19 protein-coding genes are annotated in these 23,573 nt (G+C 66.9%); 15 read left to right on the top strand and 4 right to left on the bottom strand.

The annotated features are described in order from the left end of the window. Positions 1–134: 134 nt before the first annotated feature. Positions 135–2,102 carry an acetate--CoA ligase gene (gene acs / locus IWX64_RS01710; RefSeq protein WP_196865404.1) on the bottom strand — a complete coding sequence of 656 codons (1,968 nt, stop codon included), beginning with the start codon at positions 2,100–2,102 and terminating at the stop codon, positions 135–137. Between the two features lie 215 nt (positions 2,103–2,317). Here acs and IWX64_RS01705 point away from each other — a divergent pair, with 215 nt between their 5' ends. The 3 genes from IWX64_RS01705 to IWX64_RS01695 are packed head-to-tail and all read left to right on the top strand — an operon-like array spanning position 2,318 to position 5,480. Next, positions 2,318–4,012 (top strand): hypothetical protein, encoded by a 1,695-nt coding sequence (locus IWX64_RS01705; RefSeq protein WP_196865403.1) that lies wholly within the window; start codon positions 2,318–2,320, stop codon positions 4,010–4,012. 5 nt (positions 4,013–4,017) lie between these two features. Continuing rightward, entirely contained in the window at positions 4,018–4,824 is an 807-nt protein-coding gene (gene nth / locus IWX64_RS01700) for an endonuclease III (RefSeq protein WP_334683096.1), read from the top strand. Then, the gene (locus tag IWX64_RS01695) at positions 4,821–5,480 is read left to right on the top strand and encodes an NUDIX hydrolase (protein WP_196865402.1); all 660 of its coding nucleotides are present in this window, start codon (positions 4,821–4,823) and stop codon (positions 5,478–5,480) included. The genes nth and IWX64_RS01695 overlap by 4 nt, the downstream gene beginning before the upstream one ends. A 10-nt stretch (positions 5,481–5,490) precedes the next feature. On the opposite strand, the gene IWX64_RS01690 is transcribed toward IWX64_RS01695, so the two are convergent. Then, a complete protein-coding gene (locus IWX64_RS01690) occupies positions 5,491–7,218 on the bottom strand; it encodes a bifunctional 3'-5' exonuclease/DNA polymerase (RefSeq protein WP_196865401.1) in 1,728 nt (575 codons plus the stop codon). Between the two features lie 150 nt (positions 7,219–7,368). Here IWX64_RS01690 and ssd point away from each other — a divergent pair, with 150 nt between their 5' ends. The 7 genes from ssd (at position 7,369) to IWX64_RS01655 (ending at position 12,578) form a co-directional block, all read left to right on the top strand. Continuing rightward, positions 7,369–8,451 (top strand): septum site-determining protein Ssd, encoded by a 1,083-nt coding sequence (gene ssd, locus IWX64_RS01685; RefSeq protein ID WP_196865400.1) that lies wholly within the window; start codon positions 7,369–7,371, stop codon positions 8,449–8,451. Continuing rightward, positions 8,448–9,644 (top strand): TadA family conjugal transfer-associated ATPase, encoded by a 1,197-nt coding sequence (locus tag IWX64_RS01680; RefSeq protein WP_334683093.1) that lies wholly within the window; start codon positions 8,448–8,450, stop codon positions 9,642–9,644. The genes ssd and IWX64_RS01680 overlap by 4 nt, the downstream gene beginning before the upstream one ends. Before the next feature lie 8 nt (positions 9,645–9,652). Continuing rightward, the gene (locus IWX64_RS01675) at positions 9,653–10,420 is read left to right on the top strand and encodes a type II secretion system F family protein (RefSeq protein ID WP_196865399.1); all 768 of its coding nucleotides are present in this window, start codon (positions 9,653–9,655) and stop codon (positions 10,418–10,420) included. Further along, complete coding sequence (locus IWX64_RS01670; RefSeq protein ID WP_196865398.1) at positions 10,417–11,067, top strand: type II secretion system F family protein; 651 nt, start codon at positions 10,417–10,419, stop codon at positions 11,065–11,067. The genes IWX64_RS01675 and IWX64_RS01670 overlap by 4 nt, the downstream gene beginning before the upstream one ends. A gap of 306 nt (positions 11,068–11,373) precedes the next feature. Next, a complete protein-coding gene (locus IWX64_RS01665; protein WP_196865397.1) occupies positions 11,374–11,592 on the top strand; it encodes a DUF4244 domain-containing protein in 219 nt (72 codons plus the stop codon). A gap of 27 nt (positions 11,593–11,619) precedes the next feature. Next, entirely contained in the window at positions 11,620–12,180 is a 561-nt protein-coding gene (locus tag IWX64_RS01660; protein WP_196865396.1) for a TadE family type IV pilus minor pilin, read from the top strand. Further along, on the top strand, positions 12,180–12,578 hold the full coding sequence (locus IWX64_RS01655; protein ID WP_196865395.1) for an Rv3654c family TadE-like protein: 399 nt from the start codon (positions 12,180–12,182) through the stop codon (positions 12,576–12,578). Before IWX64_RS01660 ends, IWX64_RS01655 begins: the two co-directional genes overlap by 1 nt. A 117-nt stretch (positions 12,579–12,695) precedes the next feature. Here the strand turns inward: IWX64_RS01655 and IWX64_RS01650 are convergent, their stop codons facing one another. Together IWX64_RS01650 and IWX64_RS01645 are read right to left on the bottom strand one after the other, a co-directional pair. Further along, positions 12,696–15,047: a DEAD/DEAH box helicase gene (locus tag IWX64_RS01650; RefSeq protein ID WP_196865394.1), complete on the bottom strand. Its 2,352-nt coding sequence runs from the start codon at positions 15,045–15,047 to the stop codon at positions 12,696–12,698. A 71-nt stretch (positions 15,048–15,118) separates the two neighbouring features. Further along, complete coding sequence (locus tag IWX64_RS01645) at positions 15,119–15,769, bottom strand: GNAT family N-acetyltransferase (RefSeq protein WP_196865393.1); 651 nt, start codon at positions 15,767–15,769, stop codon at positions 15,119–15,121. Between the two features lie 98 nt (positions 15,770–15,867). Between IWX64_RS01645 and trhO the strand changes: the two genes are divergently transcribed. The 5 genes from trhO to IWX64_RS01620 all read left to right on the top strand — a co-directional run bounded on the left by trhO (position 15,868) and on the right by IWX64_RS01620 (position 23,335). Further along, positions 15,868–16,794 (top strand): oxygen-dependent tRNA uridine(34) hydroxylase TrhO, encoded by a 927-nt coding sequence (gene trhO, locus IWX64_RS01640; RefSeq protein ID WP_196865392.1) that lies wholly within the window; start codon positions 15,868–15,870, stop codon positions 16,792–16,794. Then, entirely contained in the window at positions 16,791–18,404 is a 1,614-nt protein-coding gene (locus IWX64_RS01635) for a DUF7059 domain-containing protein (RefSeq protein ID WP_196865391.1), read from the top strand. The genes trhO and IWX64_RS01635 overlap by 4 nt, the downstream gene beginning before the upstream one ends. A 234-nt stretch (positions 18,405–18,638) precedes the next feature. Continuing rightward, on the top strand, positions 18,639–21,401 hold the full coding sequence (gene topA, locus IWX64_RS01630; RefSeq protein ID WP_196865390.1) for a type I DNA topoisomerase: 2,763 nt from the start codon (positions 18,639–18,641) through the stop codon (positions 21,399–21,401). Between the two features lie 99 nt (positions 21,402–21,500). Further along, positions 21,501–22,523 carry a Ppx/GppA phosphatase family protein gene (locus IWX64_RS01625; RefSeq protein WP_196865389.1) on the top strand — a complete coding sequence of 341 codons (1,023 nt, stop codon included), beginning with the start codon at positions 21,501–21,503 and terminating at the stop codon, positions 22,521–22,523. Further along, entirely contained in the window at positions 22,520–23,335 is an 816-nt protein-coding gene (locus tag IWX64_RS01620) for a sugar phosphate isomerase/epimerase family protein (protein WP_312883931.1), read from the top strand. The genes IWX64_RS01625 and IWX64_RS01620 overlap by 4 nt, the downstream gene beginning before the upstream one ends. Positions 23,336–23,573: the final 238 nt, after the last annotated feature.

Genomic DNA, 23,573 nt, shown 5'->3' with positions numbered 1-23,573 from the left:
GGATGCAGGTCACATCCCGCGCCGGCCTCCCCTGAGGGTGGGTCCGGCAGATCAGTCCCCCAGACCCGGTGACGCGCCTGCAGCGTGCTGCATTCGCGTCACCGGGTGCCCGGTCAAGGGTGGGGCCGTGGGGGCTACTTCCTGAGGGACTGCGCGATCTGGGCCATGATCGTCGGGTCGGACAGGGTCGACGAGTCGCCGACCTCGCGGCCCTCGGCCACGTCCTTGAGCAGGCGGCGCATGATCTTGCCCGAGCGGGTTTTCGGCAGTTCCGGCACCACGAGGATGTTGCGTGGCTTGGCGATCGGACCGATCTCCTTGCCCACGTGGTTGCGCAGGGTGGTGACGATGTCGTCGTCGTCGACGGCGGAGCCACGCAGGATCACGAACGCCACCACTGCCTCACCGGTCATCTCATCGGACGCGCCCACGACGGCGGCCTCCGCCACCGAGGGGTGGCTTACCAGTGCCGATTCGATCTCCGTGGTCGAGAGCCGGTGACCGGAGATGTTCATGACGTCGTCCACCCGGCCCAGCAGCCAGATGTCGCCGTCCTTGTCGCGTTTCGCGCCGTCGCCGGCGAAGTACATGTTGTCGAAGCGGGACCAGTAGGTGTCCTTGAACCTCTGCGGGTCGCCCCAGATGCCACGGAGCATTGACGGCCACGGTTCGCGGACCACCAGGTACCCGCCCGAACCGTTGGGGACCGACTGCCCCATCTCATCCACAACGTCCACCGAGATGCCCGGCACCGCCACCTGAGCGGAGCCCGGCTTGGTGTGGGTGACACCCGGCATCGGGGCGATCATGTGCGCGCCGGTCTCGGTCTGCCACCACGTATCCACGATCGGTGCGCTGCCGCCGCCGATCATTTCGCGGTACCACATCCACGCCTCGGGGTTAATGGGTTCGCCGACGGAGCCGAGGACCCGGATGGAGCTGAGGTCGTACTTCTTCGGGATGTCGCGGCCCCACTTCATGAAGGTCCGGATAGCTGTCGGCGCGGTGTACAGGATCGACACCTTGTATTTCTCGACCAACTCCCACCAGCGGCCCTGGTGCGGGGTGTCGGGTGTGCCCTCGTACATGAGCTGGGTGGCGCCGTTGACGAGCGGCGCATAGGCGACGTAGCTGTGCCCGGTGACCCAGCCGACGTCGGCCGTGCACCAGAACACGTCGGTCTCCGGCCGGAGGTCGAACGTGTTCTTGTGGGTGAAGGCCGTCTGGGTCAGGTAACCGCCGGTGGTGTGCAGGATGCCCTTGGGCTTCCCGGTGGTGCCCGAGGTGTACAGGATGAACAGCGGGTGCTCCGAGTCGTGGCCCTCGGCGGTGTGATCGGGGGAGGCGGTGCCGACGACGTCGTCCCACCACACATCCCGGCCCTCGGTCCACTCGACCGGCTCACCGTTGCGCTTGACGACCACCACGTTGGTGACCGTATGGCCCTCACGTTCCAGGGAGCCGTCGACGGCGGGCTTCAGCGAGCTGGGCTTGCCGCGACGGTAGGTGCCGTCCGCGGTGACCACCAGTTTGGCTTCCGCGTCGTCGATCCGGCTGCGGAGCGCGTCGGCGGAGAAGCCGCCGAAGACCACCGAGTGGACGGCGCCGATCCGGGCGCAGGCGAGCATCGTGATGACTGCTTCGGGAATCATTGGCAGATACACCGCCACCCGGTCGCCTTTTTCCACGCCGAGCGACAGGAAGGCGTTGGAGGCCTTCTTGACCTCTTCGGTGAGCTCCGCATACGTGTAGGAGCGGGTGTCGCCCGGCTCGCCCTCAAAGTGGATGGCCACGCGGTCTCCGCGGCCCGCCTCGACGTGGCGGTCCAGCGCGTTGTAGGCGGCGTTGATCCGGCCACCGACAAACCACTTGGCGAACGGTGCGTCCGAGAAGTCGAGGGCTTCGGTGAAGTCCTCATCCCAGCTCAATAGTGCCCTCGCCTGGGTGGCCCAGAACTCCGGGCCGGCTTTGCCCTCCTCGTACAAGGACGGCTGTGCCACCGCGTTGGCGGCGAATTCCTCGGTCGGAGGGAAGCTGCGCTCCTCCAGGAGGAGGTTCTCGAATGCGTCGCCCTGGGTGGTGGTCTGGGTGTTCTCCGACATGTTCTACCCTTCTTCTGCCGATGATCTCTCTGGGGCGGTGAGCCACACGGTTCGAACCGGCACGCCGCACCGCGATACTGCTGATCAGACTAACCGGGGATGCGATGAAAATGTGCGCGCGCTCACACTCCCAGATGTGAAAGGCAGAGATTCTGCGGTGAGCGGCGGCACGCGGGGTCGGCGCACCGCCGAATGGCTAGTGAAGGAGGGGTGGGGTGGCTAGGCTGGTGCGAGAAGAGAACGCTGGCGACTGCGGCCTGCCCGGCCGCCGCGACGAATGGAATTTCGACATGACAGATCCGCAGACCGGCCGGAGTTCCGGCACCAGTGGCAGCACCCGCGTCGAGACCGGGAGGACCGGCGGCGAGGCGGTGGCTGGGCCGTTCACGCTCCGCGAAACGGTGATCGGGGGGTCGGTCCTGGTCATCTTCATTGGTTCGGTTCTACCCTTCTTCGAAGCCATGGGGCGGTTCGGCAACCTCTGGAACTCGTCCTCGCTGTTCTTCCTGGCTATTGGGATTGTGCTGCCGATCGCCACCACAGGCCTGCTGACGGCTCGGCGGCTCGGCACGGACACGCGGGTCGGTTCCCTGTCGGTCGACCAGTTCGCCTCAGTGGTCGCCGTGCTGGCCACCGCCTTCTTCTTCCTGCAGACCGTCACCTCCTTCCATTACGGGCCCCTGATCTGCCTGATCGGTTCGCTCGGGATGCTGGCGGCGACGGTCGGTGGACCGCATCTGCCCGGTTTTGCGGTCGACTTCGCCGGTCGTCCGTCCGCCGAGGCCCATGTCGTGGCGCGGAAGGTATTGCCGGCCAAGCCCAAAGCACCCAAGGCACCGAAGGCACCCATGGCCACGGCCACCCAGTCTGAATCGGCCGAAGAGGTCACCCAGTGGAGCGATGGAGCCGGAAGGACAGGTGCTGCCGCTGCTGCCGCTGGCACCACCGCCGGCACCACCGCCGGGTCACCCGCGGGATCACCAGCGGAAGGCCGCCAGCCGGGGACCCCGAAGAAGCCCGGCAGTGCGCTGCGCAACAAGCTCGGGTTCGGAGCTGCTGCCAAAGCATCAGCCACGGATCCGTCCCGCAGCACCCCCGACGCCCACCTGGACAGTTCGGTCGCTGCGGTTCCCGGGGTCCAGGACAAGGAAATTTCCGACGCCGACTCCTCGGGCTACCCCCGGTTCGCCGACGAGGACTTCGCCCCCTACGCCACGTCGGCCGATTCGGCGAAGTCGCCGGATTCAGCGAAGCCTGCCGGGGCGACGTCGTCCTCCGACAAAGAGGAACCAGCTCGTTCAGCAGCACCAGCCGGGACGGCCACTCCAGCCGGGGCGACCACCCCAACCGGACCGACGAATGCCGGAAACGGTGACGCGGCCACTGCTCAGCGGGAATCCACCGAACAGCGGGAATCCACCGGGGACCAGCGCGCAGAGCGCGACGCCGACCGGGGTACCGGAACGAACGCCGGATCCCGCCCAGCGGAGCAGGCCTCGGCGGACACCGGCCGGCAGGACGCCGTCTCCGGCGGAACCGCCGCCAGCACCGGCGCCAGCGCCGGCGCTGCAGCCGCCGCCGGAACAGCCGCCGGAACAGCCGCTGCAGCCGCAGCGACCACCGCGCAGCCGGTGGTGGAGCACCGCGGCAGCGGAAACCACGAGTCCATCTCGGCCACCAAATCGGAGGACGAGGGCCCCGTGGTCGAGGCATTCTGGTTCGCGGTAGGAACCCCCCGCCCTGTGGTGGACGAGGCCTCAGGAGTAGAACTGTTTGTCCTGCGTCCGGGTGACTGGGAAGTGGGTATCGAGGATCGCGGTGAGGAATTCCTGGTACAGGACAAGCGCACCGGCCGCGTCGGAGTCATGCGGGACCTGAGCAACATCGAGCGCGCCCCGAGCGACGGCTAGGCACGGTGGTCAGCAGGACACCCGCCGTCGGGGTGGATCCTTCGCCGCTGGCGGTCAAGCGGCGCGCACGTCGGATCCACCGACGGTTGGCGGAGGAATACCCGTACGCCGTCCCGGAGCTCGACTTCACGAACCCGTTCGAGTTACTCATCGCGACAGTGCTCTCAGCCCAGACCACCGATGTGCGGGTGAACCTCACCACGCCCGCACTGTTCGCCCGTTACCCTGACGCGCGCAGCCTGGCGGAAGCCGACGAAACACTCCTGCAGGAGCTGATCAAGCCCACCGGGTTCTTCCGTGCCAAGGCGAGGAGTCTGCTGGCGCTGTCCACCCGGTTGGTCGACGAGTTTGATGGCGTCGTGCCGGCGCGGCTGGAGGATTTGGTAACTCTCCCCGGGGTGGGGCGGAAAACGGCGAATGTGGTGCTGGGCAATGCGTTCGGCATCCCGGGGATAACCGTCGATACCCATTTCGGGCGGCTGGCGCGGCGTTTCCGGTGGACCGATTCCGACGACGCCGTCAAGGTGGAGGCCGACGTCGCCCGCCTGTTCGAGCCGCAGGACTGGACCCAGTTGTCCCATCACGTGGTCTTCCACGGCCGGCGTGTCTGCCACGCACGGAAGCCCGCGTGCGGCGCCTGTCCGCTGGCGACGCTCTGCCCCGCCTACGGCGAGGGCGAGGTGGACCCGGTCAAGGCCACCAAAGCGCTTAAATACGAGTTGGCGCCCGGCAGGGAAGAATTGCTGCGCCTCATGAAGGATGGCGCAACGCGACGCGAACTGCAGGCCGCCGGCTACAGCCTCGGACCATGAGCGCCCGGGAACAACTGCTGGACCTCGCGGCACGGTCCACTGACCTGTGCGGGACTCTGCGCGGCGTCGACCCGGCGTCGGCGCGCCACGCTGCCGTCCTGATCCTGTTTGGTGCACTCGACGACCGGCCCGCGCAGTTCCAGGCGTCAGCCGTGCCGGAGGACCTCGACATCCTGCTGGTGTTGCGGTCCGGGTCGCTCACCGATCATCCCGGCCAGGTGGCTTTCCCCGGTGGACGGATCGATGACGACGACGACGGCCCGGTTGCGGCAGCCCTCCGCGAGGCCCGGGAGGAAACCGGCGTCGACCCGGGCGGCATCGAAGTGCTCGGGCCGCTCCCGGAATCCGGGCTCCCGGTCAGCAATTTTCTGGTCACCCCGGTGCTGGCGTGGTGGACCCGGCAATCACCGGTCACCGCCGTCGACGAGGCGGAGTCCGAACACGTGTTCCGCCTCCCGGTCGCAGACCTTCTTGATCCTGCGGGTCGACGGTCGGTCGTCGGAAGCAGGAACGGCGTGAGGTGGACGACCCCGGCTTTTCTGGTCGGTGACGTCACGGTGTGGGGTTTCACCGCGATGCTGCTGGACGGCCTGTTCGATGACCTCGGGTGGACCATTCCCTGGGACGCCTCCGCCGTGATTCCGGCGCCGCTCTAACCAGGGGCTGTCACTTGGCATCGGCGTAGGAGTCCACCACCATCACGTTGACGGCGAACTCGATCGGGATGTCGCCGAACATGAGCCGGGTCGCCGACTGGGCCGCCGCCGTCACGAGGCGGCAGACCTCGTCGACCTGTGCTTCGGGGATATGGAGCATCACCTCGTCGTGAAGGAAGAACACCAGTTGGTCCACCGGAGCGGGCACTGCCGCCGCGCGCAGCTCGCGGCGGAGCTCGGCCAGCCAGCACAGCGCCCATTCCGCAGCGGTGGCCTGCACCACGAAATTACGGGTGAACCGGCCGCGCGACCTGGCCAGGTTGTCCGCCCGGCGTTGCTCATCGGCGCTGGCGGTCTGCTGGGCGGCCACCCACGCATCCGTCGCGGGGGGACAGCCCCGGCCCAGATAACTGGTCACCACGCCGCCCGCTTCGCCAATGCGCGCTGCACCCTCCACCACCTGTATCGCCTGGGGGTAGGTGCGGGCCAGCTGCGGCATCAGACGTCCTGATTCGCCGGTGGTCGCTCCGTACATGGCCCCGAGCATGGCGAGTTTCGCCTTCGCCCGGTCGCCGAAGCCCTGCTCGGCAATCCCCTGATACAGGTCCTTCCCCCGGGCGGCCGTCGCCAACGCCGAGTCGCGGCCCAGCGCGGCCAGCACCCGCGGTTCGAGCTGAGCGGCGTCGGCAACCACAAAACGGTGACCGGGGTCCGGGCGGACGGCGTCGCGGATCTGTTTGGGGATTTGCAGCGCCCCGCCGCCCCGTGAGGCCCACCGGCCGGACACCACGCCTCCGACGACGTACTCGGGCCGAAAGCGGCCGTCCTGCACCCAGGCGTCAAGCCAGGTCCAGCCATTGGCGGTCAGTAGTCGGGAGAGCTTCTTGTAGCGCAGCAGCGGTTCGATCGCGGGATGGCGGTGCTGCTCCAACTCCCAGGATTTGGTGCTGGCCACCTCGATGCCGGCCCGGTGTAGGGCCCGCAGGAGCTCCTGCGGCGAATCAGGGTTGAACCCGGGATTGTTCAGATGACCGCGCAACTCGCCCGCTATCCGCTCCAACTCGCGTGGTCGTGCGCCCTCGCGGGGTCGGGGACCCAGCTCGGATTCCAGCAGTTTTTCGTGCAGGTCGCGGCGCCAGGGGATCCCCGCCGCCTCCATCTCCGCGGCCAGCAGTGCACCGGCGGACTCGGCGGCGAGCAGCAACGCCAGCCGCTGGGGCTGGCTGCCGGTGGACACTGCCTGTTGTTGCTGGCGGAACTCTGCGAGGACAGCCTCGGGGCCCGGACCGCTGGGGGCGCTGGGTGTGTCGAAGAGGCTGAACTGGCCGGCCTGTTCAGGGAGCGGCGGAAGCTGCCGGGCGGGCTGCTGGTCCGGTGCGTCCGCTCGGTCCCGCAGGTCCGTCACGTAGGGCAGGTCGGCGCTGAAGCTGGAGTTGCGGAGGATCTCCCGGGACAGGCTCAGATCATGGCAGCGTTCAACACTGATCCCCGCCGCCAGCAGGGCCGGGTACCAGACGCGGGTGGCCTCCCACACCCACCGCACGCTCTGTCCCTCGAAGTGGCGGACCGCTGCAGGGAAGTCACCCTGTCCGACGGCGATTGCGTCACCCCTGGGGGCCCCTGTTCCATTGGCGGGTTGCAACACCGCCATCTGCACAGCTGACGCGGCATCCGGAGGTCCCGGCGATGGGGCTGCCTCGGCCCCTCGAGGGGATGGCGCTGAGACAACTACATACATGACTACATTCTCCCCTGCGAAGCCCTACCTCCTGCACAGGCAGGGGCAGCCGTTGGCACTCCTCCTCCACCGGATGCGACGTCGGACGCTTTGTCCACATTGGCAGTGAGCAGTCAGGGTAAGCGCTGCTTCCCGCGGCACGCTAAGGGCATGACAACTGGCCAACCGTGGCTCCCGGCACCCGACGACGGGGGTGCGGCGCTTGTGACTGGCTCGCAACGCATCCGCGACGAGACGGCACGGGTGGCAGCTGCCGCGGGTCTTGAGCTGACGGTCACCGGGACGCTGTCCGAGGCACGGATGCAGCAGCCAGCAGTCCTGCTGGTGGGAACCGACATCGGTGCGACTGGGCCGACGTCGGACAGTGACCTGATCCTGGTGGGGCTGCAGGGAGAGGAGACCAGCGCGTGGGAAGTGGCGTCACGGATCCACGCGTCACAGGTCGCGCTGCTGCCGGCCGCGGCACCTTGGCTGGCCGGGAGGTTCGCTGCACTACGGACCCGGGGTCCGGCAGGTCATCTGCTGGGAGTGCTGGGCAGCACGGGCGGGGCTGGGGCAAGTTCCCTCAGCTGCTGGCTCTCGCTCGCCGCCGCCCGCTCCGGCCGATCCACCCTGCTCCTCGATGGGGACCCTGGTGGGGGAGGGCTGGATCTGGCGCTGGGGGCCGGGCGGGGGCCGCGTGTGCGGTGGGAGGACCTGGGTGAAGTCAGCGGCACGCTCAATCCCGATCAGCTGGTCGGCGCCTTGCCCACGGTGTCGGGTGTCTCAGTCCTGTCCATGAGCGGAGCCGGTGCAGCCGAGTCCGACATCCTTGCTTCCCCGGCCGCGCCGTCGGTGGTGGATGCCGTCCGCACCGCCTTCACGCTGACCGTTGTCGATCTGCCGTCGGGCTGGCCGGCAGGCGGGCCGCTGCTGCAGGTCTGCGACGCGGTAGTGCTGCTGGTTCCGGGCCGTGCCAGATCAATTGCGGCAGCCCGCTCCCTGGCGCACCAGACCCAGCACTTGCCCGGCTCGGTAGTCGCCCGCGGCCCGCTGGTTTCGGGGCTGGACCCACACCGGGTGGCTGAGCTCACCGGGCTACCGCTGGGTGGCTACCTTCCCCAACTGCGCGGCGTGCACACCGCCGAACATCAGGGGCGGCTGCTGGAATTTGGGTCCCAGCGGTCTCTCCGGCGGCTCACGTCCGCCCTCCTTGCCTCGCTGCCGGACCTGGCTGGGCGGGCACGGAGATGACCGACCGGCCGGCGATCCGCCCTGGCGACCGCCTACCCGGCGACGTCGGAAGGTCAATGGTCAGCGAAGTGCGCCAGGCCGTCCTGGCGGATCAGCTCCCACTGACCGGTGCCCGCCTGGCAGCGGCGGTCCAGTCGACCGGCAAGCTGCTGGGGTCCGCGGGGACCCTCCGCACCGTGGACCGGGTGCAGGCCGAGCTGCAGGGATTAGGGCCGTTGCAGCACCTTCTCGCTGACCCCATGGTCACTGACATCCTGGTCAACGGGCCCGACGAGGTGTGGGTGGACGGCACCGACGGTTTGAGACGCGCCGCGGTGAGCTTCGACGCGGACGCCGAGGTACGGTCGCTGGCCGTTCGGCTCATTTCGGCGGGTGGGCGGCGGCTCGACGACGGCAACCCCTGCGCCGACGTCCGGTTCAGGACGTTCCGGGTGCACGCTGTCCTCACCCCCGTCTCCAATCGCGGAACGCTGCTGTCCATCCGCATCCAGCGCCCCCGCGAGTTCACTCTGGGGGAGCTGACCCGGTCCGGCACCCTCGAGACGGAAATGTCGGAGGTACTGCGCGCGGTGGTGGAACAGCGCCTCAACTTTCTGATCAGCGGCGCCACCGGCACCGGCAAGACCACCCTGCTGTCGACTCTGCTGGCGCTGAGTGCCCCCACCGAACGGCTGATCACCGTCGAGGATTCGGCGGAGTTGACCCCGCGGCATCCCCACACGGTGCCGCTGCAGTGTCGTCACGGCAATGTGGAGGGCGCCGGAACCGTGGACCTGGCAGAGCTCGTCCGGCAGGCGCTGCGGATGCGACCGGACCGGTTGATTGTCGGCGAGTGCCGTGGAGCCGAGGTCCGGGAACTGCTGGCCGCGATGAATACCGGCCATTCGGGTGCCGGCGGAACGATTCACTCCAACTCGGCTGAAACAGTCCCGGCGCGTCTGACGGCCCTGGGATCGCTGGCGGGATTGAGCCGCGAAGCCGTCACCCTGCAGGCGGCCAGTGCCCTCGACGTCGTCGTGCATCTGGTACGCACCATCAGTGGCCGCCGGGTCGCAGCAATCGGCCTCGTGGAACTGGACGAGGCGAGCCACCTGGTGGTGCGGCCGGCTCTGCTCCGGAGTGCCGGCGGGTGCGACCGGGCACCCGGCTGGCCCCGGCTGGAAAACCTGCTCGGGCACGGGCCGTCCCGATGACCGGGACCATGGTCGGCGCTCTCCTGTTGGCGAGCTTCCTGATCCTTGCCCTCCCCTCCGACGGTGGCGACGGTCTGGTTCCTCGGCGGACCAGCGGGGTCATCGGCTGGAGGCGCTCCGCGCGGCCAGCCGCCGTCGATCCGGCAGAGTTGCCGTTGTTCGTGCATCAACTCACCACCCTGCTGCAGGTCGGGAGGTCACCGCACCAACTGTGGCAGGACATTGCCCTGCTCTACCCGGCGACCGACGACGGCAACGGGCGAAGGGCCGCAGCCGGCTTCGCCCACTTCGCGGCACCCGTGCTGAGTGCCGCCCAGCAGGCGGCAGCCATCGGCGCGGGTGTCCCGGAGGTGCTTCGGGCCGCGGCCGCCGAGCCACCCAGGTCCAGCGGCTTCAGGCCCGGTCGGGCGCGAACGCCACCCTCGGTGTGCGCCGGCCTATGGCGGGATCTGGCAGTGTGTCTGGAGGTTTCAGAACGGAGCGGCGCACCGCTGACCGAGGTCCTCAGTCGATACGCGTCCCAGCTCGACCTTGCACTCGACTCGGCATCAGCACGGGCGACCGCACTGGCGGGTCCGACGGCGACGGCCAAGTTGCTCGGCTGGCTACCCGTGGTCGGACTCGGGCTGGGCTATCTGACCGGACTTCAGCCGCTCGCCGTTCTCTTTGGATCGACTGCCGGAGTAACGGTGTTGGGTGCGGGAGTCTTGCTGATGCTGCTGGGCCGGTTCTGGTCCGGACGGCTGGTCGCCGCAGCGGGAAAGGAGTCGGGATGACCGGTGTGGTGGTCTTCCTCCTGGCCTTCACCGGTTTCTGGCTGCTGGCCAGCTCATTTCGCTTCCGGATCGCGGCGTTGGACTCCGAAGGTGGGTACTCCGGCGGTGTCTCAGGCGTGGAGTTCAATCCGTCGCGCACCGGTCGGCGACAGGGGTGGCACCCATTCCGCGACCGTGATCATCCCGAGGAAGCGGTCCATCCGCTCGACCCGGCCGTGATGATCGACCTGCTGGGGGCAATGTTGGTTGCGGGCGCGCCGGTTGGGGATGCGCTGGGAGCGCTTGCCAGCTCCTGCCCGCCGCGCCTGGCGTGGGGGCTCAGGCGCGTAACGGGGGCTCTCACCCTCGGAGCGGACTGGGACGCGGCCTGGAACTCAGCGCTGTCGCAAGCAGATCCCCCCACCCGTCGGGTGCTGGCGGAACTGAGGGATGCGCTGCGATTCTCCGCGCTGACCGGTGCATCCTCGGCCGAGATGGTTCACTCCTACGCCGCACTGTTGCGGCGCCGGAGAAATGGTGAGGCAGAACGGCGTGCCGCGACCCTCGGTGTTCGCCTGGTAGTTCCCCTGGGGCTGTGCTATCTGCCGGCCTTCATCTGCCTGGGAGTGCTTCCAGTGGTCCTGGCGCTGCTTCCGCGCTGGGCGTGACCCGGGGCAGGGCCAGCATCGGCAGTCCAGTAAACGCAGTGTCAACGTTGCCGTTGCCGTTGCCGTTGCCGTTGCCGTTGCCGTTGCCGTGGGCGTTTGCCGTTGCCATGACCGTGAGCGTGGCGATCGTCATGACGGTGGCAGTCGCTCGGGTGGCCGACTGTCGGCGACTTATCCACATAACGAGTGCGGGCGAACCGCAGCCCCGCGTGAACGGGCAGAGTCTCAGCAGGACACAGCAGCGTCCTAGCCGATCGAGACCCCGAGGGGCGGGGCTCTCACCAGATGGATCACACGGAGGAAGATATGTCGTCAATCAAGGTATTCGTTTCAAGCAGCGGCCGGCGCCTGGCCAGGGAGGTACGTCGTCTGGGCAGGTCAGAGGCGGGGATGGCAACCGCGGAGTACGCCATTGCCACCCTGGCTGCGGTGGGGTTCGCTGCCCTGCTGGTGGCGATTCTGTCCAGCGGTGAGGTCAGGGGCATGCTGATGAACCTGATCAGCTCGGCCCTCAGCTTCGGGTAGCCCACGGTGTCCCCCCACCCCCACCCAATGAGACGTCGGCCTCGGCGCGGGACCGGTCTGGTGCCCCGCCGTGAGCCAGCACAGTGCCCGCGACGGCCCGAATCCCAGTGCGGGGCGGTGACGGCGGAAGTGGCGGTGGCACTGCCGTCCTTGATCCTGCTTCTGGCACTGCTTCTAGGCGCCGCCACGGCTGGACTGACCCAGCTCAGATTGGAAGAGGCGGCCCGGGCGGGCGCCCGGGAAGTGGTCCGGGGAGAGCCAGCGGATCAGGTGGAGGCAACGGTGCGCAGGCTCGCGGGCCCGCAGTCGCGGCTGGAAGTGGCGGAGCAGGGTGTCTGGACCACGGTGACCGTCGGGTCGAGTGTCTCCCTGCCCGGGATGGATTTTCTGGGATGGGACCTGTCGGCGTCCGCCACGGCCCGGGCCGAACTCCAGGAGCAAGCCCCCCGGACGCCGGATCCGGTTGCGTCAGTCGCAGGTAATGACTCAACCGCTCGCCCTTTCGGCACCGCTTGCCCTCCCGACCCCGGTAGCCGTCGGGGTGGTTGCCCGGCAACGCCCTGTCAGGTACCCGCGGTGCACGCCTGATGAGGGGGTGGACGCAGCGGCGGCGCCGTGGCGCTGGCGCGGAGGTGGGAGCCGGGACAGTGTTGACCTGCGGGCTCGCAGTGCTGCTCATGTCCCTGATTGCCGCGGTGGTTCTGTTGGCCCAGGCAGGCGCTACGGCGTCCCGGGCAGCCACTGCTGCCGATCTGGCAGCGCTGGCCGCCGCGGACGCGTCCCGCGGACTGCTTCCTGGCGACCCCTGTACGGTGGCCGCCGAAACCGCAGCGGCACATGGGGCAACCCTGCAGTCCTGCAGCAGGGACGGACCGGGTGGCACCGTCGTGGAGGTGCGCACCTCTGTCAGGGTGGGCCCAGCGGCCCACTGGTTCGCGCTGGTCCCGGACGCGACCGGCCGGGCGCGTGCTGGGCCGCCGCCCTGACCCGCCAACCTGGGGATGGCCGCCCTGACCCGCCAACCTGGGGGTGGCCGCCCTGATCCGCCAACCTGGGGATGACCGCCCTGATCCGCCAACCTGGGGATGGCCGCCCTGACCCGCCTAGCCCGGGATACCAGGATTGCTGGGGTTGCCGCCCGGGTCCTGGGCCAGCAGGAGGGCAAGCAGGGTGGTGGCACCTGACTTGCTCAGCGGGTTATTCCGGTTCCCGCACTTGGGTGACTGCACACAGGAGGGGCACCCGGTGTCGCACTCGCAGGCGCGAATCGCATCGAGGGTCGCCTTGATCCAGATCCTGACGGCGTCGTACCCCCGTTCGGCGAAGCCTGCCCCACCCGGGTGGCCGTCGTAGACGAAGATGGTCGGCACCATGGTGTCGGCGTGCAGGGCGGTCGACACTCCGCCGATGTCCCAGCGGTCGCTTGACGCCACGAGAGGTAGCAGGCCGATCGCGGCGTGTTCGGCGGCGTGTAGGGCTCCCGGCAGATCGGCTGCCGTCAGGCCGTTGGCCTCCAGCAACCGCTGGTCGAATTCAAACCAGACCCCCTTCGTGTGGAGGTCACGCGCGCCCAGCTCCAATGGTTCCTCACCGAGGATCTCGTTGGAGACGAAGGCCTTCCGCTGGAAGGAGACTACCTGGGTGGTGACCAGCACCTCACCGAACCGGATCTGGACTCCACCCCAGTCCTGGGTGCGGTCAGTCCCGATCACCTCGATCTCGGTGATGTCCCTGGCCTGGGTGTAGTAGTCAGGGTTCGAGCGGGTCACCATCGCGCAATGATCCTGCTCGTTGAGTTCGTCCACCACATAGGTCTGCCCCTGGTGCACATAGATCGCGCCGGCGTGCGCCTGGTAGTGGCTCTGCGGCGAATCCATGGTGCCGAGCATCGTGCCGGTCCCGGTTTCGACGATGCTGATGGGTCCACCGCCGTCCGCGCGAAGGTTCACCATCGCGGCTGCACTCTGCGGATGGGTCCAGAACCAGCCCGCGGGTCGCTGCCGGAGATACCCCTGCGCCACCAGTTTGCCCAGCAGGGCTTCGACACCCACCCCGAAAAGGGGCAACTCGGAGGGGGTCAGCGGAAGCTCCGCCGCCGCCGCACACAGGTGAGGGCCCAGCACATACGGGTTGGTCGGGTCGAACACGGTGGCTTCCACCCCAACGTCGAACACCGCCTCCGGGTGATGCACCAGGTACGTGTCCAGTGGGTCGTCGCTCGCGACGAAAGCGGCGAGGGCATCCTGACCGGAACGCCCGGCCCGCCCGATTTGCTGCAGGAGCGACGCCCGCGTGCCCGGCCAGCCAGCCACCAGCACCGCGTCCAGCCCTGAGATGTCGATGCCCAGTTCCAGGGCGGGGGTGCTCGCAACGCCAAGGAGTTGCCCGCTGCGGAGCGCCGCCTCCAGTTCCCTGCGCTCTTCGGGTAAATAACCCGACCGGTAGGCCGCAACCCGGGAAGGCAGGCTCGGATGGACCTCGTGGAGCAACCGTTTCGACATCGCCGCGATGCTCTCGGCGCCCCGTCGCGACTTGATGAACGCGATCGTCCGCACCTGCGCGGAGACCAGGTTCGTCAACAGGTCAGACGTCTCGGCGATGACGGTCCGGCGCTTGGGGGCGCCGTTCTCCCCGCGGAGCTCGGTGAGCTCAGGTTCCCAGAAGGCCACTGTGGTGGACCCGTGGGGCGAGCTGTCCTCAACAACGGGGGTCGCCTCGCCGCCGATCAGCTTCCCGAAGGAGGCCCCGGGGTCGGCCGAGGTGGCGGAGGCCCCAATGAAGACGGGGGAGGCGCCGTAGTATTCGCAGACCCGGCGCAGCCGCCGCAGGAGGTTCGCCACATGGGACCCGAAGACTCCCCGGTAGCTGTGCGCCTCGTCGATGATCACGTACTTCAGCCGTCGGAAGTACCTGGCCCACCAGGCATGGTTGGGGAGGATCCCGTAGTGCAGCATGTCAGGGTTGGCCAGCACCAGGTTCGCGTGATCCCGGATCCAGCGGCGGGCGGTGGGATCCGTGTCGCCGTCGTAGGTTTCCGCCCGCACCGTTGGAATGTTCAGAGCCTTGACGGCGGCCAGCTGGTCGGCGGCGAGGGCTTTGGTCGGGGCGAGGTACAGGGCCACCGAGCCGGTGGGCTGTAAGGAAACCTGGTCTCCGAGTGCCGTCCGGTGGATCTCGTCGAGGACCGGTAACTGATAACAGAGTGACTTTCCGGATGCCGTTCCGGTGGCCACAATGGTGTGCTGCCCGCTATGGGCGGCGTTGGCCGCGGTGACCTGGTGCCGCCACGGCGTGGGAACCCCCAGTGCGCCGTAGGCGGCGACAACGTCGGGGTGCGCCCAGGCCGGCCATGGCTCGGTGACGGCCTGCCGGGCCGGGATCTGCCGGACGTGGACCAGCTGCTCCGGTTCGGCGCCCCCACCAAGCAGGGGGATGAGGGAGTCATGTTGCGCCACGGTGCCATTGTGTCACTCCGGCTGCCCCCCACCCGCGGGGAGCGCGGGATCGCTCCGCCCGGGCGGAGCGATCAGGCGCGAATCACAAACACGTCGGCCAGATGGGTCCAGCCCAGGAACTGGTACAGCTGCTGGCCATCTGCTGAGGCCATCAGTAGCCCGTCCTGCACGTCATCCTCGAGGACCGCCGAGGTGAGCGCCCGCATGACGAAGCTGCCGAGCCCCCGTCGCCGGTAAGCCTCGTTGGTGATGATGCGGTCGTAGACCGCGAACTCCTGTTCGACGGCGACCGAGCCGCGGGCGGCTTCCTCACCATTGGCTGTCACCATCACCCGCCGACACGATGGTTCACGCAGGTGGGTCAGGGAGAACACCTCGTCCGGCACCCGTGGCTCCTCCACATCCTGGCCGTCCATATTGACGGTCATCAGTGCCTGACGGTTGTCGATCACGCGCAGCCCGAGGGGACGCAGCGTCGTCAACAGATCATTCATTCTGGTGGTGACCACTGTCAGGAGACGGTTCGGATCGGCCTTCGTTTCGGTGGCGAGCGCCAGCGCCTCCTCATCGGATGGTTCATAGACGAAGTGTTCGAGCTGGTTACCGGTGTCGGTCAGCAAAACGGACACCGTCCGGCCATCGTCATGCGGTTGATAACCCCGGCAGGCGGACCAACCGGAAATCCACGTTTTCATCAAATCTTCAGAGAGGGTTGCGCTCATGCAATGACCATAGTTTGTACGAGAGATATTGAACATAGAATTACCCGGCCGTAGCGCATTTGAGACCTGCCATGACAGGGGCCGTTATGCTTAAATGCGTGTCCATGAACCGCATTGTGCTCTATTACGCCTTCACCCCGTTGCCCGATCCGGAAGCCGTCCGCCTGTGGCAGCGCGCCCTCTGCGAGAAGCTCGGGCTGCGGGGACGCATCCTGCTGTCAAAAGACGGTATCAACGGCACAGTGGGCGGTGAGCTCAACGCGATGAAACAGTATGTGAAAGCCACCCGCGAATACCCGGCTTTCAAGAAGATGGACATCAAATGGTCGGATGGTGGCGCGAACGACTTCCCACGCCTCAGCGTAAAGGTCAGGGAAGAGATCGTGTCCTTCGGTGCCCCGAACGAACTCAAAGTCAACGACTCGGGGGTGGTAGGAGGCGGTACCCACCTCAAGCCGGCTGACCTGCACCGGCTGGTGGACTCGAAGAAGGCCAACGGGGAGGAAGTCGTCTTCTTCGACGGCCGCAACGCCCTCGAGGCGCAGATCGGGCGGTTCAGGAACGCCATTGTGCCCAACGTGGCCACGACCCAGGACTTCGTCAACGAACTGGACTCCGGCCGGTATGACGACCTCAAGGACAAACCCGTGGTCACCTACTGCACCGGGGGGATCCGCTGCGAGGTGCTGTCCAGCCTGATGATCAACCGTGGTTTCACCGAGGTGTACCAGCTGGACGGCGGGATTGTGCGGTACGGCGAGGAATACGGTGACTCAGGCCTGTGGGAAGGGTCGCTGTACGTGTTCGACAAACGCATGCACGTCGAGTTTTCCAAGGACGCGAAGACCATCGGCAAGTGTGTCCGCTGCGAAACACCCACCAACAAGTTCGAGAACTGTTCCAACCTTGCCTGCCGGAACCTCACGCTCTACTGCGCCGACTGCGCGGCCTCTCCTTCGACCCTGCGCTGCCCGCAGGGCTGCGAATCCGACGAGTCCGAGGCCACCGCAGCGGGTGCCGCGTGACCCCTCCGGACTTCACGGCCGACGTCCCCGACGCACCGGCCAGCAACGACCAGGCGCTGCTCAGGCAGCTGGCCGCTGACCTTCTGGCATTGAACTACACGGTCGACGGCGTCGCTGACCTGGTCGGCATCGAGGCCTGGCAGGCGTTGGAGAAGGACCAGCTCATCCCGGCGCTGCTCGCCTGCCAGCACGCGGAGACCACCGGTGGCCAGCTGGCAGTCCCTGTCCTGCTCTGGATGCTCGGCGAGCGGGTATCGGACGAACAACTGGGTAAAGCCTTCCCCCGCACGGAACCGGCCGGACTGCACCGCCTGGGACTGGCTGAGCCGTCTGACGAAGACGAATGGCATGCAGCTCTCGACCTTCGGCCCTATACCTCGGACACGAGCGGGGACCTGTGGGTTGCCAGCGACCTCGGGCAGCACCAGCGGCCTGGCGTCCTCCGACGCGATCATGTCCTCGGAATCGGTCAAGCCTCGTTGAACCTCGCCCAACTGACCATCCGGCCGACCGTCGACCGTGCCCTGGACCTGGGCACCGGCTGCGGAATCCAGACCTTTCACCTTCTTGATCACGCACGGCACGTCACCGCCACCGACATCTCGGCACGAGCTCTCGCTTTCACCCGGTTCAACCTGCTCCTGAACGCTGAGGGTCTCCACCTCGACCCCACGGATCTCGGCGCCCGGGTCACCCTCAGGCAGGGCAGCCTGCTCGATCCCGTGGCGGGGGAGACCTTCGACCTGATCGTCTCCAACCCACCATTTGTCATTACCCCGCGCCTGCCCGGTGAAACCGCCGACAACCAGTTCACCTACCGCGACGGCGGTCTGCCGGGAGACGACATTGTCTCCACCCTGGTCAGGGACCTCCCGGGGCTACTCACCGATGGTGGAACCGCCCAGCTTCTGGGCAACTGGGAGATCACGTCCGGCGGCGGCGCATGGTACGAGCGGATTGAGTCCTGGATTCCGGCTGGAGTGGACGGCTGGGTAATCCAGCGGGAACAGCTCACGCCGTCGGGATATGCCCTGACCTGGCTGCGGGACGCCGCCGAAACCCGCGACCCACACCGGTTTGCTGACCGCTATTCCGCGTATCTCGCTGACTTCGCCACCCGGGACGTTCAATCCATCGGTTTCGGCTCGGTAGTGCTCCGGGCGCACTCACCGCGCAGCGCCGGCCAGGCGGTGACCGCACCGCTGCGCCGGTTCGAGGAGATCACCCACCCCCTGGAGCAACCCATCGGCCCCCACATCGGTGCTGCCCTGCGGCGGCAGGACTGGTCGACGGCGCACGCCGAGGACCTCGCCGAACAGCACCTGATGGTGGCTGATGATGTTACCGAGGAACGGCACCAGCGCCCCGGCGCGGAACATCCCGGCGTGATCCTGCTGCGGCAGGGTGCCGGATTCCGGCGCACCAACCTCCTCAGCACGGAACTGGCTGGTTTTGTCTCCGCTTGCGACGGCGAGCTCTCCGCCGGTCAGATCACGATGGCACTCGGTGCCCTCCTCGGCCAGGACGACGCGGCCTTCCGGGACGCGCTTCTCGCCGAGGTGCGGGAAATCCTCCTCGACGGCTTCCTCATCCCGGCCGACGATCAATAGGGTCAGGATGCGTCCGTCCAAGGCCTGCGGTGGCCACCCCCGCGGAGCTTCCGGCGACGAGAGGTTGTACACAGTTATTGCGCTTTTGTGACCACCCCTACACAGGAGCCGTTACCCTATTGCAAGAAGGCATACCGCATACTGTGAAGGGTATGGGGCCAGAGAACCAGTGGCGTCCCGTCACGAACCACGCTGAATCACCACCAAAATCAGCGACCTATATATAGGAGAGAAGTGCCCACTAAGGCAACGGACAAGAAGCCCGGCCGCAAGCTCGTCATCGTTGAGTCACCCGCGAAGAGCAAGACCATTGCGGGTTATCTTGGCGAGGGCTTTGAGGTCACGGCGTCCATGGGGCACATCCGGGATCTTCCCCAGCCCTCCGACCTTCCCGCTGAGTTGAAGAAGACCAGTGTAGGCAAGTTCGCGGTGGATGTGGACAATGACTTCGAGCCCTACTACGTGGTGTCCGCCAACAAGAAAAAAACCGTTGCGGAACTCAAGGCAGCACTCAAAGGCGCCGAAGCCCTCTATCTCGCAACTGACGGTGACCGTGAAGGTGAAGCGATTGCCTGGCACCTGCTGGAGGTCCTCAAGCCCAAGGTTCCCGTGTACCGGCTGACCTTCCCCGAAATCACCAAGGAAGCCATCCAGCGAGCGCTGCTGGAAATGCGTGAACTCGACACCCCCATGGTCGATGCCCAGGAGACCCGTCGCATCCTGGACCGCCTGTACGGGTACGAAATCTCCCCCGTGCTCTGGCGCAAGGTTGCCCGCGGTCTCTCCGCCGGCAGGGTACAGTCCGTCGCCACCCGGCTCGTGGTGGAACGCGAACGTGAGCGGATGGCGTTCCGCGCCGCCTCCTACTGGGATTTGACCGGAACATTCTCACCGTTGAGTGGTGGGGAGCGGCAATCGTTCGGCGCCAAACTGGTCAGCCTCGACGGTGCACGCGTGGCCACCGGCAAGGACTTCACCGACCTGGGTGAGCTGAAGTCGTCGACAGTGGCACGGCTCGACGCGGAGACCGCCGAATCCTTGGCGACCGAACTCCAGACTTCAGAGTTTGCGGTCCGCTCAGTGGACACCAAGCCCTACACCCGCCGCCCGGCGGCGCCGTTCACGACGTCGACCCTGCAGCAGGAAGCGGCGCGGAAGCTCCGCTTCTCCTCCCGGGTGACCATGCAGGTGGCGCAGCGGCTGTACGAAAACGGCTACATCACCTACATGCGAACCGACTCGCCAGCCCTGTCGGACCAGGCAGTCAACGCTGCCCGCCGCCAGGCGTCCGAACTGTACGGCGCCGAATATGTACCGGACGCCCGCCGGGTATACAAGGGCAAGTCGAAGAACGCGCAGGAGGCCCACGAGGCCATCCGTCCGGCGGGGGACTCCTTCCGCACCCCCGCCCAGGTGGCGGGGCAGCTCCGTGGCGACGAGTTCCGGCTGTACGAGCTCATCTGGAAGCGCACCGTCGCATCCCAGATGGCGGACGCCAAGGGGTCGACGGCGACCCTCCGGCTGGGAGCGCTGGCGACCGGACCGGACGGCAAGACGCGCGACGCTGAGTTCTCGGCTTCCGGAACCGTGATCACCTTCCGCGGCTTCATGGCCGCCTACGAGGAGGGCAAGGACGCCAGCCGCAACGAACAGGACACGGCCGACGACGGTGGGCAGGGAGCACGGCTCCCCAACCTCACGGCGGGGGACAAGCTGGGCGCCGAGGAAGTCGCCGCGGTCGGACACGAAACCTCGCCGCCGCCGCGCTACACCGAAGCGTCCCTCGTCAAGGTGCTGGAGGAGCTCGGCATCGGCCGTCCCTCCACCTACGCCGCGACCATTTCGACCATCATGGACCGCGGGTATGTGCGCACCCGGGGCCAGGCCCTGGTCCCCAGCTGGATTGCCTTCTCGGTGGTCCGGTTGCTGGAGGAGCATTTCCACGATTACGTCGACTACGACTTCACCGCCGAACTGGAAGAGGATCTGGACCGTATTGCCCGCGGCGAGGCCGGCCGGGTCGACTGGCTGAACCACTTCTACTACGGGGACCGCAAGGTCACCGGGCTGCACACCATCGTGAACGACCTGGGCGAAATCGATGCACGCAAGATCAACTCCATCGAGATCGCCGAGGGCATTACCCTGCGGGTCGGCAAGTTCGGCCCCTACCTGGAGAAGCCGCTCGACCCTGACGCCGAGGAAGGCACCGAGCCGCAACGCGCGAATGTTCCGGAGGACCTCGCCCCCGATGAGCTGACCGTCGAGAAGGCCATCGAGTTGATGAACTCGTCCGGCACCGAAGAACGCGTTCTCGGGGAGGACCCCGAGACGGGGCGCTCGATCGTGGCTCGCGACGGCCGGTACGGACCCTATGTGATCGAACTGATCCCGGAGGTCACCGAAGAGGAACTGGCCAAACAGCCGGTCGAGTACTACAAGAACGGCAAGCCGAAGCCGCCCAAGAAGCCGGTGAAGGAAAAGCCGCGGACAGGGTCCCTGTTTGCTTCGATGTCCCTGGAGACGGTTACGCTCGAGGATGCCCTGAAGCTGATGAACCTTCCCCGGGTCCTCGGAACCGACGAGGACAAGGAGATCACTGTCCAGAACGGGCGATTCGGTCCCTACCTGAAGAAGGGGACCGATTCGCGATCCATCGGGTCGGAAGAGGAAATCTTCACCATCACCCTCGAGCAGGCACTGGAGATCTACTCGCAGCCGAAGCAGCGTGGGGGACGGGTGGCTGCCCCGCCGCTCGCCGAGTTTGGCGATGACCCGGTCTCCGAGAAGCCGGTAGTGGTCAAGGACGGTCGCTTCGGCCCGTACATCACCGATGGCGTCACCAACATCACCGTTCCGCGGTCGATGGCCATCGAGGAGCTGACCCGTGAGATGGCGCTGGACCTGCTTGCAGAGAAGCGCGCTAAGGGGCCGGCGCCGAAGAAGAAGACGGCCAGCCGTGCCCCCGCCAAGCGTAAGGTTGCTGCGCGGAAGTAGGGGTTTGGTGGCGTGCGCCACTGGGTAGGTCTGGATCAGTCACAGGATGTCGTGGGGGCGCGTCGTCAACGAAAGTAGCTAACGAGACATAATGGAACCATGCGTCTAGGCGTCCTCGATATCGGGTCAAATACCGTGCACCTGCTCCTGGTTGATGCACATGCCGGGGCGCGACCGGTGCCCTTCGCATCCCACAAGCGTTCACTCCAGTTGGTGGCGCACCTGGACGCCGACGGCGCCATCACCGATCAGGGTCAGGACGAGCTGATCAGTTTTGTCCGGGAGGCCAGGAAATTTGCCGATCGGCACGGAGCTGAGGACTTCCTCGCGTTCTGCACCTCAGCGATCCGGGAGTCGGCGAACGGCGCCGCAGTGCTGCAGCGGGTCAAAGAGGAGACGGCCGTAGCGCTTCAGGAGCTCAGTGGAGACCAGGAGGCGGCCATGACGTTCCAGGCCGTCCGTCGCTGGTACGGCTGGAGCGCCGGTTCAATTCTCAACCTTGACATCGGTGGTGGCTCCTTCGAAATGGCTATGGGAGCCGACGAGCTGCCCGAGGTCGCTATCTCAGTGCCCCTGGGAGCCGGGCGGCTCACCCGGGACTGGCTGGCCGAGGACCCGCCGAGTGCGAAGAGCGTCAAGGACGTCCGGAGGTACATCCGCGGCACCATGAAGGAAGCGGCTACCGAGTTCGCCGCCCTCGGTGAACCACATCTGGTGGCGGGGACATCGAAAACGTTTCGTTCGCTGGCCAGGCTGGCCGGGGCTGCGCCGTCGGCGGCGGGGCCGTTTGTGGGCAGGGAACTCCGCCTTGAGGACCTGTCCCTGTGGACCAAGCGGTTGGCAGCCATGTCCGTGAAGGACCGGGTCAACCTTGACGGTGTTTCTGAGGCCCGGGCGGCGCAGGTGCTGGCGGGTGCGTTGGTGGCCGAGGCAGCCCTCAAGGCGTTCAGGGTGGACAGCATCAAGATCTGCCCGTGGGCGCTGCGGGAAGGGTTACTGCTCCGAAGGTTCGACACCCTGATGTTCGAAGCCCAGGAACCGATGCCTGCTGTCGGCGTGGGTCACGTGCAACTCAACTCTGCCCTCCAAGACACCCCGTGGGCAGGGCGCGCGGCGCTGTGAGCGGGGAGTCTGCACCGGAGCGGAACGGGGTGCGGATCGCTCTCTCCAGCGCGTCCGTCTACCCCCTCGCGGTGCATGAGGCTTTTGCGGTCTCCCGGAGCCTGGGATACGACGGCGTGGAGGTAATGGTCACCAACAATCATGTGAGCCAGAACCCGGACATGCTCAGTGCTCTCAGCCGGCAGTACGACCAGCCGATCGTGGCGATCCATGCGCCGACTCTCCTGCTCACCCAGCAGGTGTGGGGCAAAGCGTGGACCAAGGTGGAAATGTCCGCTGCGATGGCTGTGGAGGTGGGCGCCGACACGGTGGTGGTGCACCCCCCATTTCGATGGCAAAGCGGCTACGCGGAGAATTTCGCGGAGGGAGTGCTCCGCATCACCGCGGAGTACGGAGTTACGGTCGCCGTCGAGAACATGTATCCATGGCGGGTCCGCGGGCGTGAGGCGAAGGCCTACCTGCCGCACTGGAACCCGGTGCCGCAGGCCTATGACGCCGTCACCTGGGACTTTTCCCACGCGGCGATCTCCGGGATGGATTCGCTCGACGAGATGCGGACGCTGGGCGACCGGCTGTCGCATGTACACCTGACCGACGGCACGCCCAATGGAAGGGACGAGCATTTGTTGCCCGGGCAGGGCACACAACGCTGCGCCGAGTCACTGCAGTTCCTCGCTGATTCGGGATTCACCGGTGTGGTGGCGGTGGAGGTCAGTACCAGAAAAGCGAAAGGTGCCGACGAGCGGGACAAGTGGTTGGGTGAAACACTTGCTTTTGCTCGACGGCACCTGGGTCAGGCCAAGGAAGCCTGACTGATATCACTCGCACCTCAAGGAGGTGTTACCCACACTAGGACCGCTATTTGTGTGTTAGCCGTGAGGTACCTGAGCGTTGGGCTTAAAAGAAACGGTGCCGGCAAGCTGTCCAGGCAAGTGGGGGGCAAGCCTGAGTCGGTCACCGGCACCTGAGACGGATCAGACCACGAGGGCCCGATCCGGTATCACTCGCACCTTTATGAGGCAATAACGAGTGTACTGCTATTTCCTCGCG

The sequence above is a fragment of the Arthrobacter sp. CAN_A212 genome, from assembly GCF_015752345.1.
Lineage (GTDB): Bacteria > Actinomycetota > Actinomycetes > Actinomycetales > Micrococcaceae > Arthrobacter_D.
The sequence above is the reverse complement of the archived record's forward strand: the minus strand, read 5'-3'. Positions and strand labels throughout refer to the sequence as shown.

Bases quoted from the DNA above. Each gene is read 5' to 3' on its own strand.
- IWX64_RS01665 (WP_196865397.1), top strand. From the start codon at position 11,374: ATGTCGTCAATCAAGGTATTCGTTTCAAGCAGCGGCCGGCGCCTGGCC.
- IWX64_RS01675 (WP_196865399.1), top strand. From the start codon at position 9,653: ATGGTCGGCGCTCTCCTGTTGGCGAGCTTCCTGATCCTTGCCCTCCCC.
- IWX64_RS01680 (WP_334683093.1), top strand. From the start codon at position 8,448: ATGACCGACCGGCCGGCGATCCGCCCTGGCGACCGCCTACCCGGCGAC.
- IWX64_RS01645 (WP_196865393.1), bottom strand. From the start codon at position 15,769: ATGAGCGCAACCCTCTCTGAAGATTTGATGAAAACGTGGATTTCCGGT.
- IWX64_RS01690 (WP_196865401.1), bottom strand. From the start codon at position 7,218: ATGTATGTAGTTGTCTCAGCGCCATCCCCTCGAGGGGCCGAGGCAGCC.
- IWX64_RS01625 (WP_196865389.1), top strand. From the start codon at position 21,501: ATGCGTCTAGGCGTCCTCGATATCGGGTCAAATACCGTGCACCTGCTC.
- IWX64_RS01670 (WP_196865398.1), top strand. From the start codon at position 10,417: ATGACCGGTGTGGTGGTCTTCCTCCTGGCCTTCACCGGTTTCTGGCTG.
- ssd (WP_196865400.1), top strand. From the start codon at position 7,369: ATGACAACTGGCCAACCGTGGCTCCCGGCACCCGACGACGGGGGTGCG.
- IWX64_RS01660 (WP_196865396.1), top strand. From the start codon at position 11,620: ATGAGACGTCGGCCTCGGCGCGGGACCGGTCTGGTGCCCCGCCGTGAG.
- acs (WP_196865404.1), bottom strand. From the start codon at position 2,102: ATGTCGGAGAACACCCAGACCACCACCCAGGGCGACGCATTCGAGAAC.
- IWX64_RS01655 (WP_196865395.1), top strand. From the start codon at position 12,180: ATGAGGGGGTGGACGCAGCGGCGGCGCCGTGGCGCTGGCGCGGAGGTG.
- IWX64_RS01695 (WP_196865402.1), top strand. From the start codon at position 4,821: ATGAGCGCCCGGGAACAACTGCTGGACCTCGCGGCACGGTCCACTGAC.